Source organism: Paenibacillus tianmuensis (assembly GCF_900100345.1).
Classification (GTDB): domain Bacteria; phylum Bacillota; class Bacilli; order Paenibacillales; family NBRC-103111; genus Paenibacillus_G; species Paenibacillus_G tianmuensis.
Map to the genome: position 1 here is coordinate 16,165 of NZ_FMTT01000007.1, position 13,644 is coordinate 29,808.

Consider the following 13,644-nt stretch of genomic DNA (forward strand, 5'->3'; position numbering starts at 1 on the left):
ATTCGGTCACTGTGAAATATGTCATCGGCATTGATCTGGGGACCAGCGCGGTAAAGGTGATTTTGGTAAACCGGGAAGGAGAAATCGTCGGAAAGGCTTCCGAGCCTTACCCGATTAGTCATGAGCGCCCCGGCTTCAGCGAGCAGGACCCGGAACAATGGGTAAGCCAAACGCTTTCGGCATTGAAGAAGCTGCTTGAAAGCACCCCTATCGCTCCGGAACATATCGAGGGCATCAGTTTTTCAGGACAAATGCACGGATTGGTACTGCTCGACAAGCACCGGCAGGTTCTTCGCCCGGCTATCCTGTGGAACGATACGAGAACGACAAAGCAGTGTAAAGAAATCGAGACCAAGCTTGGAAGCCGCCTCTTAGATATTACAAGAAATTCGGCGCTTGAAGGCTTCACGCTTCCCAAGATAATCTGGGTTCAGGAGAACGAGCCTGAGGTTTGGAGCAAAACGGATGTTTTCTTGCTGCCGAAGGACTATTTGCGTTTCCGCTTGACCGGCCGGGTCCATATGGAGATCTCGGATGCTGCGGGCACGTTAATGCTTGACGTTCCGAATCGGTCGTGGAGCGAAGAGATTGCTGCGGAATTCGGATTGGACCGTCATCTGTTTGCGGAGCTCGTACCTTCTTTGCAACAGATGGGAACGCTGCTTCCCGAGATTGCCCGGCAAACCGGGTTACGGCCGGAAACCAAAGTGTTTGCAGGGGGCGCCGACAATGCTTGCGGGGCGATCGGAGCGGGAATTGTCAAACAAGGCGTTGCCTTAAGCAGTATCGGGACCTCGGGCGTGGTCCTGACTTGCGAGAACAACCGCAATAAGGACTTCGGGGGCAAGGTGCATTTCTTTAATCATGCCGAGCCTGACGCTTATTACGCCATGGGGGTTACGTTAGCTGCAGGTTACAGCCTGAATTGGTTTAAACAATTATTTGCGCAGAGTATCTCCTTCGAAGAACTGCTGCAGCCCGTTGCGGATGTGCCGGTCGGTGCGGGAGGCATTCTGTTTACCCCCTATCTCGTCGGGGAAAGAACTCCGCACGCTGACAGCGTCATTCGCGGAAGCTTTATCGGTTTAAGCGGTTCCCACTCAAGAGCGCAATTGACAAGAGCCGTGTTGGAGGGAATCACCTTCTCTCTGCAGGAATCGGTCGAGTTGTTTCGTGAGGCAAGAATTCGCGTGGAGAAAGTGGTTTCGATCGGGGGCGGCGCCAAAAGCGCGGCGTGGCTGCAAATCCAGGCCGATATCTTTGACGCTCCGGTCGTCAGCCTCAAGAACGAACAAGGGCCTGCGATGGGCGCGGCCATGATCGCTGCGGTTGGCGCTGGGTGGTTTTCTAGTTTGCCGAATTGCGCAGATTCCTTTATCGATTACGGGGAAATGTACGAACCGATAAAAGAAAATGTCATAAAATATAAACAGCTTTTCCGCCTGTATCGGGATGTGTATACTTCGACAAGAACGCTGAATGAAAGGCTAAAGGAATTTAGGTGAATGAATGCAGGCAAAGCTCATCAGCCGTACTCGGCTGATTTTTTTTGGTTTGAAGATTTAGCCGCCGACGTCCATTTCCGGGTATAATGGGGATAACTAGCCAAGGAACGGGGGATGCGGATGCAGCACTTAACCTTGCTGCTCATGGAGCGGATGGGACTGCTTTTGTTGATTACGTTCATCCTTACCCGAATCCCGCAGTTTCGTTCCCTGCTCGACCGGAGGCCGGATTGGAGAACCGGATTGACGTTTTCGCTGGTTTTCGGCCTGGTCAGTATCGGAGGCACGTATGCCGGGGTGACGATTACCGGGGAGAGGGTCGACTCTTCCTTTCTCGTCGCTTCCCTTCAGCCGGAGGAGGCGATGGCGGATTCGGCGCTGATCGGGGTGATGGTGGCCGGTCTGCTCGGCGGGGTCGCTGTAGGCACGGGGGCGGGTCTCATCTCCGGCATTCACGCATACAGTCTGGGCGGGCTTACCTGCGTCGCCGATGCGGTGTCTACGCCAATTCTGGGTCTCTTGGCCGGACTGGTCGCCCGCTTCTTTGCCGAAGAAAGAGTCATCGCGCCGGTGAAGGCGCTGTTTATTAGCGTGTTCGCCCCCATCCTGCAGATGGGCGTCGTGCTGATCGTGAACGAGTCTTCGACGGCCGCGATCCGTACGGTGGACCTTATCGGGGTACCGATGGTGGCAGCCAACAGCGTAGGGGTCGGCATTTTGGTCGCGATGATTCAAGCAGCCATGAAGGAAGAGGAGAGGGCGGCCGCCTCCGAGACGCAGCGGGCGCTGCATATTGCGGAGATGGCGCTTCCGTTTCTTAAGCAGGGGCTGACCTTCGAGACCGCCGAAGCGGCGGCCAATGTGCTGCGCCGCGAGCTTCGCGCCAGTGCGGTCGCTGTCACGGATACGAAGCAAATATTGGCGCATGTCGGCATCGGGATGATGCCGGGCATACAAGGAACGCCGATCGCTTCGGAATTGTCGAGGAAGGCGGTCCAAACCGGGGAGATTCAGATTACCAGAACGAAGGAGCAGATTCAGCCGCACCATCCGGCCATTGGCGCGGCGATTATCGTACCGTTCCGAAGCGGCGGACAAGTTGCGGGATTAATCAAATTGTATTATGCGAGCGTCAGGCAAATCCGCCCGGTGGAGGAAGCTTTTGCCCAGGGGCTGAGCAAGCTGATCTCGATCCAGCTCGACATCGCGATGGCGGAGCAACTGAGAAGCTTGATGAAGGACGCGGAACTGAAAGCGCTTCAGGCGCAAATTAACCCGCACTTTTTGTTCAATACGCTCAATGCGATCGTCACTCTGATTCGGATCAAGCCCGAAGCGGCCAGACGGGTTACCGTGCAGCTTGGGCATTACATGCGCATGAACCTGACGATGACCCAAGCGCCGCTTGTCCCGCTGTATAAGGAATTGGAGCATCTTCATACGTACCTTGGGATCGTGAATATCCGGTTCGAGGACCAGCTTTCCGTCGATTGTCAATGCGATCCCGGTCTGGAATCCGTGTCCATCCCGCCTTCTACGCTCCAGCCGCTGGTGGAAAACAGTATTCATCACGGCTTTAAAGGGCGGACGGACAGGGGCGACGTTCATGTCGAGCTCCGCCGCGGAGCGGACGGGGTTCATATTGTGGTCAAGGACAACGGCAACGGTTTTCCGGCGGACGTATTGGAGACGCTGGGAGCTTCTCCGGTCACGGGCGGCGGGAGCGGGAGCACGGGCATTGGAATTTATAACGTGAACCGGCGGCTGATCCACCTGTTCGGCTTGGAGGCGAGGCTGAAATTTTCCAACCTGCCCGAGGGAGGGGCGCGCATCGAATGTACGATACCTTATCAAGCGGAGGAAAGGCGTGAAACGATCGATGAAAGTGATGATCGCAGAGGATGAGCGGCTGGCGCGGGAGGAGTTGACTTATTTGTTGTCCCGGGAACGGGATGTCGAGCTGCTGCCTTTTGCTACGAGCGGCGTCCAACTGCTGGAACTGGCAGTGGTGCACAAGCCAGACGTCGTCTTTCTCGACATTCATATGCCCGGCCTGGACGGGGTGCAGACCGCCCACAAGCTGATGGATGTCGGCCCGCGGCCGTATATTGTTTTTGCAACGGCTTACGAACAGTACGCCGTGGAAGCGTTCCGTCTGGAAGCGGCCGATTATTTGCTAAAGCCTTACGACGAGGAACGTCTTCGTCAGACGCTGCAAAGAATACGCAAAATGCGGACTTCCTCCGAAGTGACGCTGGTCCCGCCCGCTGCCGTGACGGCTTCGATAGCTACGGATGGGGCGATCCGGTCCCGGAGTGCATTTAAGCCGAAGCTGCTGATCGATGACGGCAGCCGTATGGTGGTGGTCGAGCCTGCGAAAATCAGCTATGCGGTCAAGGAAGAGAAGCTGACGCAAATTCATATGGCTGACGGGCAGGTGCATGCGACTCGGCAAACGCTACAGGAGTTGGAAGAAAAGCTGATCGGGTATGCTTTTTTCCGGACACACCGCAGCTATTTGGTCAATGTGGACCGTATCGATGAAATCGAGCCGTGGTTTAACGGGGCTTACAACGTCGTCTTGAAGGATACCGGGCGGAGTAAAGTGCCTTTATCCAGAGTCGCAGCCAAGGAATTGATCAAGCGGCTGCAGGGAGAGTAGCAAGCCGGGAGAGGCCGCCGTTCAGGACGGATTTTGACCGTTTGAGGAATGCTTTTTGACATTTCGCGCCGAAGCTCAAGTGATACGCACATTCCTATGCTACAATTATAAAGCGCTTACAAGTAAAAACCTGGGATCTGGGGCCGGTGAATAAAGCATCCCGGTTCCGATATCGCGGCAGCCGGAGCTTCCGGCAGTGTTAGACCAAGAGCGACGATCAAACTTTGCAGGAGGGAATACCAATGAAAGCACAAACCCGAAGGAATGCTTATAGCGAAATCGTACGCTCCGATACGTTTCGCAGGCTGATGGTTCAAAAGAAACGTTTTATCCTGCCGATGTCGATCTTTTTCCTCGTGTTCTACTTCGTTCTTCCGGTCCTGACCTCGTATTCTCAAGTGCTGAACACCAAAGCGGTCGGTTCGATCACGTGGGCATGGATTTTCGCTTTCGCGCAATTTATGATGACCTGGGTGCTGTGCTCGCTGTATACCCGCAAGGCGGTCCAGTTCGACGCCTTGGCCGAACAAATCAAAGACGAGTCCAAAACGAGCCTGCGGAAGGTGGGGTAGCCGATGATGAATACGGCCTTTCTCTTGTTTCTGATCATCGTGGCGGGAACGCTGGTCATTACGTATTATGCGGCCAAAAAAACGAAGACCGCCAGCGAGTTTTACACCGCCGGGGGCGGGTTGACCGGCTGGCAGAACGGTCTGGCCATAGCGGGCGACTACATGTCTGCGGCTTCCTTCCTGGGGATCGCCGGGATGGTGGCGCTGTTCGGCTTCGACGGTTTCTTTTACAGCATCGGCTTTCTTGTCGCGTACCTCGTCGTGTTGTATTTGGTCGCGGAGCCGCTGCGCAATCTGGGCAAATATACGATGGCGGATATGATCGCGGCCCGTTTCGACAACAAGAAAGTACGGGGCGTGGCGGCGCTGAACTCGATCACGATCACGATCTTCTATATGATCGCCCAATTGGTGGGCGCCGGAGCCTTGATCAAGCTGCTGCTCGGTCTCGAATACTCGACCTCGGTCTTGATCGTCGGAGCGCTGATGACCGTCTATGTCGTCTTCGGCGGGATGACGGCTACGAGTTGGGTGCAGATCATCAAATGCGTGCTGCTGATCGCGGGAACGTTTATCATTTCGCTGATTGTGTTCGCCAAATTCGATTTCAATCTCCTCCATATGTTCGACGAGATGGCGAAGGCTACGCCGTTGAAAGAAGCCTTCTTGAATCCGGGCAACAAGTTTACGAACGGGCTCGACACGATCTCGCTCAATTTGGCGCTCGTGCTCGGTACCGCGGGTCTGCCGCATATTTTGATCCGCTTTTTTACGGTAAAAGACGCTCCGACCGCCAGGAAGTCCGTGGTTGTCGCGACTTGGGTCATCGGGGTGTTCTATGTCATGACGATTTTCCTCGGCTTCGGCGCGGCTGCTTTTGTTGGAAAGGATGTCATTGTGCAGGCGAACGCGGCGGGCAACATGGCGGCCCCGCTGCTGGCTAAGGCGCTTGGCGGCGACTTCCTGTTCGCTTTCGTCTCGGCAGTAGCGTTCGCTACGATTCTGGCGGTCGTCGCCGGACTCGTGCTCTCGGCAGCCTCGGCCTTCGCGCACGACTTTTACAGCCATATTTTGCGTAAAGGGAAGGCGACGGAGAAGGAGCAGATAAGATCCGCCAAGCTGGCCTCCGTTGGAGTGGCGATCATTTCGATTATCCTGGCGCTGTTTGCCCAGAAGCTGAACGTTGCTTTTCTCGTCTCGTTGGCCTTCGCCGTCGCCGCAAGCGCCAATCTGCCGGTCCTCGTGTTCACCGTGTTCTGGCGCAGATTCAATACCGCGGGCGCCGTGACGGGAATGATCGTAGGCTTGATCAGCTCGTTGATCCTGGTTATTGTCAGCCCCAACGTATGGGACCCGGTCGCAGGGAAGGCTATTCTCGTCGGAGAGCCGCTGATTTCGCTGACGAATCCGGGCATCATCTCGATCCCGATCGGATTCGCAGGCGCCATTGCCGGAACCTTGCTCTCATCCAAACGCAACGACGAGAAGTACGATGAGATTCTGGTAAAAGCGAATACGGGCATGCAAGAGGTCATATGAGTTGGATTGAATAAGCGGAAATGGTTCGGGGAGTCGTGCAGGCGCACGGCTCTTTTTCTCGTTTTCCGGTTGACATGAATACCCCTAAGGGTATATTATATACCCTATAGGGTATAAATTATTTCATAGAAAAGGACTGATTGCCGTGCCTAAAAATATTGTCATCGTTGGCGGAGTGGCGGGCGGCGCTACGGCGGCTGCCCGATTAAGACGTTTGAACGAGCACGATTCGATCACAATGTTCGAACGCGGAGAGCATATTTCGTTTGCCAATTGCGGGCTGCCTTATTATATCGGGGGGACGATTGCGTCCCGCGACAAGCTGCTGCTTCAATCGCCGAAAGGAATGAAGGACCGGTTCGGCATCGATGTCAAGGTGCGAACGGAAGTGACGGCGATCGACCGGGCGGGCAAAAAAGTACGGGTCAAGCAGTTGGATACCGGTGAAGAGGCGGAATATCCGTACGATGTTCTCATATTATCGCCGGGGGCTAAGCCTATCGTACCGGAAATTCCGGGCTTATCCGAGGCGGAAGCGGTGTTTACGCTGCGCAATATCCCCGATACGGACCGGATTCACGCTTGGATCAACGAGCATAAACCGAATCATGCCGCTATTATCGGCGGAGGCTTTATCGGTGTTGAAATGGCCGAAACCCTGCGTCATCGCGGTCTTGAAGTGACAATGGTGGAGCGGAACGAACAGGTGCTGGGACCGCTTGACCCCGAGATGGCCAAGCCGGTGGAACGGCACATGCGTCTCAAAGGCGTAGATCTTGTGCTCGGCGCGTCCGTCGTCGCCATCGAAGATCGCGGGAAAACGCTGCGCCTGTCCTCGGGACAAGTCCTCCGGACGGATATGCTGCTGCTGGCGATCGGCGTGACGCCGGAGAGCGGATTGGCCCGCGAGGCGGGGCTTGAGCTTGGCGTGAGGGGAGCCATCCGTGTAAACGAGCGGCTGCAAACGAGCGATCCGTCCATCTACGCGGTTGGCGATGCGATCGAAGTGAAAGACCGGACGCTTGGCTTCGAAACAGTCGTACCGCTCGCTTGGGGGGCCAATCGTCAAGGGCGGCTGGTTGCGGACGTCATTCAAGGGCGGAAAGCTTCCTACTCCGGGGCTTACGGAACGGCGATTGTCAAAGCGTTCGACCTGACCGCGGCCGTCACCGGAGTGAATGAGAAGACGCTGAACAAGCTGGGGGTTCCGTACGAGGCCATCCATATCCACCCGGCCTCTCACGCCGGGTATTATCCCGGTGCCGCGCCGCTGTCGCTCAAGCTGCTGTTCGACAAAGCAAGCGGCGCCATTTATGGCGCGCAAGCCGTCGGGCAGGACGGGGCCGACAAGCGGATCGACGTAATTTCCACGGCGATGCGCGGAGGGATGACGGCAGCCGAGCTGGCCGATCTGGAGCTGGCGTACGCGCCGCCGTATTCGTCGGCCAAGGACCCGGTTAACATGGCGGGATACGTTGCATCCAACGTGATGGAAGGTTTGGTCGAGACGATGCAATGGCACGAGGCGGATGCGTATGTCGAGGGCGGCGGACTGCTCGTTGACGTTCGGGATGAAGTCGAACGGATGGCGGGCTACATTCCAGGTTCGGTTTGCATTCCGCTGAACGATTTGCGCAACCGGCTGCACGAGCTACCGGTCCAGCATCCGGTTGTCGTCTCGTGCCAGGTCGGCTTGCGGGGCTATGTCGCGGCCCGGCTTCTTCAGCAGCACGGGTACCGGGTGCGCAATTTGGACGGGGGCTACAAGACGTATGCCGCGATGGCTGACGAGTCGTCCCTTCCGGCCCCCGGGACGGGCAGCGGTCCGTCGGTGCCGGCCGATTCCCCGGCCCCGGCTTCTGCGGTTCAGGTCCAGGTCGACGCTTGCGGATTACAGTGTCCGGGCCCTATTATGAAAGTATACGAAGCGGTCCGGCAAATGGCGCCGGGAGAACGGCTCGAAGTCAAGGCCACCGATTTCGGATTCGCCGCGGATATTGCCAAATGGTGCGAAAAAACAGGCAATCCGCTGGAGACGGTCGAATCTTCGCCCGAAGGCGTGCGGGCGGTGCTCGTTAAAGGAGCGGAAGCCGCACCGCAGCAATCCGTCCCGGCTGCGTCCAAAAACGGCGCGACCATGGTCGTGTTCAGCGGTGATCTGGACAAGACGATCGCCGCGTTCATCATCGCTTCGGGGGCCGCGGCGATGGGCAAGCCGGTCACGATGTTTTTCACCTTCTGGGGCTTGAACGTGCTGCGCAAGGCCGGAGCCCCGGCCGTCAAGAAGGACGGCTTAGAGGCGATGTTCGGGATGATGATGCCCAAAGGCACGGCTGCCCTTCCTTTGTCCAAAATGAACATGGGAGGTCTTGGCGCCAAGATGATTCGCCGCGTCATGCAGGACAAAAATGTCGATTCGTTGGAAGCCTTGATGGGCAGTGCGATCCGGTCTGGCGTCAAGCTGGTCGCATGCACGATGAGCATGGATATTATGGGCATCCGCAAGGAAGAATTAATCGACGGTATCGATTATGCTGGCGTAGCGACCTATTTGGGCGATGCCGAGGATTCGGGCTTGAACTTGTTTATTTAGAAGAGGTGAGTCGGTGTGGAATACGATAATGCGGTCAAAAACCGGTTGAAGCGGATCGAAGGCCAGATCCGCGGAGTGCTCGGCATGATGGAAGAAGGAAAAGATTGCAGAGATATCGTAACGCAGCTGTCGGCGATAAGGACAGCCGTGGACCGAACGATCGGCACGGTCATCGGGGCGAATCTGGAGCATTGCATCCGGGAGGAGCTGGAAAAAGGCAACTCGCCCGATCAAGTGATCCAAGAGGCGGTGCAGCTGCTGGTTAAGAGCCGATAGGATAAGGGTCTGGCCTGACCGTCCACTACGGCGTTTGATCGGCACGACAACTAGGGGCACGCACTGCCCCTTCTCTGAGCTTGTCGAGAAGTGGGCTAGTACTGCTAGCCCTCTCTTGGACATAAAAAGCCAAAGCCTGTATTCGCGAAAAGCACATCCAAATGGCTGTGCTTCTTTTCGATTGTTGCGAAGGCCCGCTCTAACGAGTCTTATTTTCCGAAGCGCGCTTATAGGTGCCCAGCAATTGCTCAATATGTTTCATCGCATATCCGACATGCTTGTTGTCCCGGGTCAACCGGCTTGCCATAATGCCGCCTTCGATCGAGGAGAAGACGAAGGAAGCCACCGATTCGGTATCCATGTCGGCTCTGAATTCCCCATCGGCTATCCCCTGCTGCAAAATGCTTTGCAGAAACGACAGCATTCCGTTATAAGCGGTCAGCGCGTGTTCGCGCATGCTGGGGTACGAAAGATCGCTTTCTACGGCGGTATTTAAAAAGGGGCACCCGCCTTGGAGCGGAGGATGATGAACGGCATCGCGATATACGCCGCACATTGCCACTATTTTCGCCGTAGCGGTCTCGGAGCCTTGCATCGCCGCCGAGAAATGTTCCCACAGCACTTTCCTCGCATATTCGAACGCTGCAAAAGCAATTTCGTCTTTATTGGAGAAATTGCGGTAAATCCCTCCTTTGGTCAAGCCGGTCGCATCCATAATATCCTGTATCGTTGATCCGGAGTATCCCTTTTGATTAAACAGCAACGCGGATTTTTTAATGATATGGGCCTTCGTTTGTTCGCCTTTACGCATGGACAGGTTCCTTTCTCTCCTTATCGTTGTGCGGATTTCAAGGGCTCTCTTGCTCGTACATATATTGTAACATTTTATGAGTGAATGATAGTACATGGTGATATATAATAAAAAAAAGAAACCGGACGGTCCGGTTTCCCGTTTTGGAAAGGAGGGCAGCTTGCATGGGAAAACTGCGGAGCAGGAGCAAGTCGCTGTACCTGTTGATGATCGTCGTTGCCGTCGTTTATATGCTTTACGTGACGTATATTAATTTTATTCATGACCCGCAAGCGGCTGAATTTCTGAGTCATAAAACCGGCTTGAAACGTCCCGTCGTTCTCCCGGTCTGGTTAAATGTGATGTATGTTCATATTGTTTTTGCCTGCGTGGCCATGATCGCGGGGGCCATTAACTTTTCGACGAAAATATTGAGTAACCACCGGAGGCTTCACCGGGTAAACGGCTATTTGTACCTCTTGTCCGTTGCGGTTGTCGTCCTTACTTCCGGCTATATGGCTCCGTTCTCGACCGGAGGAAAAATCAACAGCATCGCGTTTAATGTGATGAATCTCATTTTTATGGGATTGACCGTCGCAGCGATTGTGCAAATCAAACGAAAAAAGGTCGACAGCCATCGGAAATGGATGGTTCGCAGCTACGCTTTTTGCTTCACGAATATGTTCATCCATATGATCACCTTTGTTTTGCATAACGGGTTCGGCGTCGAATATGCGCTCAGCTATACGCTGGGAGTCTATGGTACGCTAGTACTGAACTTCGCGTTGGCCGAGATCGTCATCCGCTGTATTTATACCAGACCTGCGGCCATCGTGCCGCAAGGAAGCAAGAAAGGTAAGGTCACGATCTGACGATCGGCTATTTTGCCAGAATAAAAGCGCCATCCAACGGACGGTGCTTTCTTCTTTTCATAACCACGTTTCAATTGCGGTTCTTCTCATCTTTCCATTGCTGTTCCGTACCCACCTTTCCCTCGCGAAGCAGCGGAGGGCTGCCTTCCTGCTTGTATCTGATTTCTACCCAGCCCGTGTAACCATCCGGCAATAGATAGATATGGCTTTTTTGATCGTTTATTCCGTAGCTTCCAATAACAACTGCAGCAATGGAGATTGCAAAAAAAACGACAAGATAAAGCACATATAATTTCTTCAACATACAGGCTCACCGCCAGCCGGGCCGGAGGTCTGTTCGACGAACCGGAGGAATTCGCGCATCGCGTAGGAAACGTAGCGCGCCTTGTTCCAAATGACGACGAGATTCCACGGAATCGCCGGATTCGTCATCGGCAGAACCCGGACGTCCGGGTTCACGATTTTGGAGCAGATCGCTTCGGGCAGCAGGGCGACGCCCAATTCGGCAGCGACCATTTCCACCAGCAAATCCCATTGGGAGCTTTCGTGCGCGATGAGCGGATGAAAGCCGGCCTGGTGGCACGCTTCGAGCACGTGATGGCGGACGCCGAAGCCTTTGGCGAACATGAGGAACGGCTCCCGGCTCAGGTCAGCCAGCTTCACCGGGGAACGCTCCGCCAGCGGGTGCGACCGATGGAGCACCAACGCCAATTGCTGTCTAATAAAGGGCATCGTCCCGAAACCGGCTTTCTCGTCCGGAGAAATGACAACGCCCAAATCGATCGATCCGTTCAGGACCAGCTGCTCGATGCTTTTAGCGCCTTCTTCAACCATCTCGAATTGAAGACGGGGATACAGCTTCTGAAACGGCGCGACGACGCGCGGGAAAAAAACGGAGCTGATCACGGGAGGGAGCCCGATCGTAAGCGTTCCGGTCTTGAGCTTGGAGACGTCGTCGAGCGTAATATACAGGTCGTTCACCGCTTGAAGGATGTGATGGATTTGCTGGATCGCCGCGCTGCCCGCATCGGTTAACTTGACCTGCTTGCCCGAACGGTCGAACAACGTAACGCCCAGCTCTTCTTCCATGCTCCGGACCAGCTTGCTTAACGTCGGCTGCGTCATATGAAGCGCTTCCGCGGATTTGGTGAAATTTTGCAGTTTGGCGACCTCAAGAAGATAAGTCAAGTTTCGCAAATCCAAGAAACTCATCCCCACCTATAATTTTTTGGCATCGTTGCTATTCGATGTATGAATTTTACCTCGATACGCTCCCCATTGTAAACTGGAATAGCCGTGAGAACTTCCAATTTCGGGATGCGGAATTTCCAAAACAAAGCAGCTTCGGCAACCCGTTGGCCGATTTTTTGTAATCGCTATCTTTGGAATAATTTGAAATGTATGCATCTTAGAGAAGGAAAGAGGAAAAGCGCGAGATGATCATCGAAGTTCTGGCCATTGTGTTCGCCTTGGGATTACTCATGTTTTTTGCTTACCGGGGCTATCCGGTCATTGTATTTGCTCCGATTTTCACCTTGCTGGCCGTCGTCATCTCGGGCAATGCGCTCATGCCCAGCTATACGGAAACGTATATGACGAACGCGGCCAACTATGTAAAAAACTTTTTCCCCATTTTTCTGTTAGGGGCTATTTTCGGTAAAGTGATGGAAATAAACGGGGCGGCGGCTTCCATTGCGCAGTCCATCGTGCGGGCGCTCGGCTCGAAGCGGGCGATTCTGTCCGTCATTCTGGCCTGTGCGGTGCTGACGTACGGCGGCGTATCGTTATTCGTGGTCGCGTTCGCGGTGTATCCGTTTGCCGTGGCGATTTTCCGGGAAGCGAACGTGCCGAAACGGTTAATTCCGGGGACGATCGCGCTTGGCGCCTTTACGTTTACGATGGACGCGCTGCCGGGCACGCCGCAAATTCAAAATATTATTCCGACCAGCTATTTCGGGACGGACGCTTATGCCGCGCCGATCGTCGGGATCGCCGGCAGTCTGATGGTATTTTTCGGAGGGCTCTGGTGGCTGGAACGCCGGCGCAGGCAGGCCGAAGCCGCCGGGGAAGGATACGGAACAGATCATAAGAACGAGCCGGAGCTGCTGGAAAACCAGACGTATCCGAGCCTGTGGATCTCCGTGCTGCCGCTGCTGCTCGTGCTTGTCTTCAACTATTTGCTCAGCCGCGGCTTTTTGGACGTAACGACCTGGTACAACGCGGAGCTTCTGAAATCGTTTAATATCTCGAATGTGAAAACGATTGCATCTTCCTGGGCGCTCATTATCGCTTTGTGCATCGGTATCGTCAGCGCGCTGTGTATTAATCTTCGATATGTGCAGAGCAAGCTGGCGGCCGGACTGACGGCGGCGGCGATGGGGTCGCTGCTGGCGATTTTCAACACCGCCTCGGAGGTCGGCTTCGGGAACGTGGTCAAAACGCTGCCCGGCTTTAAATTGATTCAGAACTGGATTATGGGGCTAAGCTCGCAGCCGCTCATCTCCGAAGCGGTGTCGGTGAACATCCTCGCGGGCGTGACCGGCTCAGCCTCCGGTGGGTTGTCCATCGCGCTTGAAGTGATGGGCAAAACGTACCTGGCCGCGGCTCAAGCGGCGGGCATCAGCCCGGAGCTGCTGCACCGGATCGCTTCCATGGCCTCCGGGGGCATGGATACGCTGCCTCATAACGGCGCGGTCATCACGCTGCTGGCGATTACCGGCTTGACGCATCGCCAATCGTACAAGGACATTTTTGCGGTTACCGTGCTGAAGACGTTGACCGTGCTCATTTTGGCCGTGATCTTCTCGTTCATTTAATGAAGTAGCCAGCGGAGGG

General features: G+C 55.2%; 12 protein-coding genes. 9 read left to right on the top strand and 3 right to left on the bottom strand.

The features are described 5' to 3' along the window. The first annotated feature begins 11 nt into the window (after positions 1-11). From xylB to BLO51_RS06860, 7 genes are all read left to right on the top strand, one after another. On the top strand, positions 12-1,505 hold the full coding sequence (xylB, locus tag BLO51_RS06830) for a xylulokinase (protein WP_090668803.1): 1,494 nt from the start codon (positions 12-14) through the stop codon (positions 1,503-1,505). A gap of 120 nt (positions 1,506-1,625) precedes the next feature. Further along, positions 1,626-3,410, top strand: a complete 1,785-nt coding sequence (locus BLO51_RS06835; protein WP_090668806.1) for a LytS/YhcK type 5TM receptor domain-containing protein — start codon at positions 1,626-1,628, stop codon at positions 3,408-3,410. Next, entirely contained in the window at positions 3,385-4,167 is a 783-nt protein-coding gene (locus tag BLO51_RS06840; protein WP_090668809.1) for a LytR/AlgR family response regulator transcription factor, read from the top strand. The genes BLO51_RS06835 and BLO51_RS06840 overlap by 26 nt, the downstream gene beginning before the upstream one ends. Positions 4,168-4,409: 242 nt before the next feature. After that, on the top strand, positions 4,410-4,739 hold the full coding sequence (locus tag BLO51_RS06845) for a DUF485 domain-containing protein (protein ID WP_090668812.1): 330 nt from the start codon (positions 4,410-4,412) through the stop codon (positions 4,737-4,739). 3 nt (positions 4,740-4,742) lie between these two features. After that, positions 4,743-6,278 (top strand): solute symporter family protein, encoded by a 1,536-nt coding sequence (locus BLO51_RS06850; RefSeq protein WP_090668815.1) that lies wholly within the window; start codon positions 4,743-4,745, stop codon positions 6,276-6,278. A gap of 145 nt (positions 6,279-6,423) precedes the next feature. Next, on the top strand, positions 6,424-8,871 hold the full coding sequence (locus BLO51_RS06855) for a CoA-disulfide reductase (protein ID WP_090668818.1): 2,448 nt from the start codon (positions 6,424-6,426) through the stop codon (positions 8,869-8,871). 15 nt (positions 8,872-8,886) lie between these two features. After that, positions 8,887-9,147 (top strand): metal-sensitive transcriptional regulator, encoded by a 261-nt coding sequence (locus BLO51_RS06860; protein ID WP_090668821.1) that lies wholly within the window; start codon positions 8,887-8,889, stop codon positions 9,145-9,147. 199 nt (positions 9,148-9,346) lie between these two features. On the opposite strand, the gene BLO51_RS06865 is transcribed toward BLO51_RS06860, so the two are convergent. Then, positions 9,347-9,958: a TetR/AcrR family transcriptional regulator gene (locus BLO51_RS06865; RefSeq protein ID WP_090668824.1), complete on the bottom strand. Its 612-nt coding sequence runs from the start codon at positions 9,956-9,958 to the stop codon at positions 9,347-9,349. 164 nt (positions 9,959-10,122) lie between these two features. Between BLO51_RS06865 and BLO51_RS06870 the strand changes: the two genes are divergently transcribed. Then, positions 10,123-10,809, top strand: a complete 687-nt coding sequence (locus BLO51_RS06870; protein WP_090668829.1) for a DUF2306 domain-containing protein — start codon at positions 10,123-10,125, stop codon at positions 10,807-10,809. A 70-nt stretch (positions 10,810-10,879) separates the two neighbouring features. On the opposite strand, the gene BLO51_RS06875 is transcribed toward BLO51_RS06870, so the two are convergent. Beyond that, positions 10,880-11,113 (bottom strand): DUF6843 domain-containing protein, encoded by a 234-nt coding sequence (locus tag BLO51_RS06875; protein WP_090668833.1) that lies wholly within the window; start codon positions 11,111-11,113, stop codon positions 10,880-10,882. Then, positions 11,107-12,012 (bottom strand): LysR family transcriptional regulator, encoded by a 906-nt coding sequence (locus BLO51_RS06880; protein ID WP_090668836.1) that lies wholly within the window; start codon positions 12,010-12,012, stop codon positions 11,107-11,109. Before BLO51_RS06880 ends, BLO51_RS06875 begins: the two co-directional genes overlap by 7 nt. Positions 12,013-12,245: 233 nt before the next feature. Between BLO51_RS06880 and BLO51_RS06885 the strand changes: the two genes are divergently transcribed. After that, positions 12,246-13,625: a GntP family permease gene (locus BLO51_RS06885; RefSeq protein WP_090668839.1), complete on the top strand. Its 1,380-nt coding sequence runs from the start codon at positions 12,246-12,248 to the stop codon at positions 13,623-13,625. The last annotated feature ends 19 nt before the right edge of the window (positions 13,626-13,644 follow it).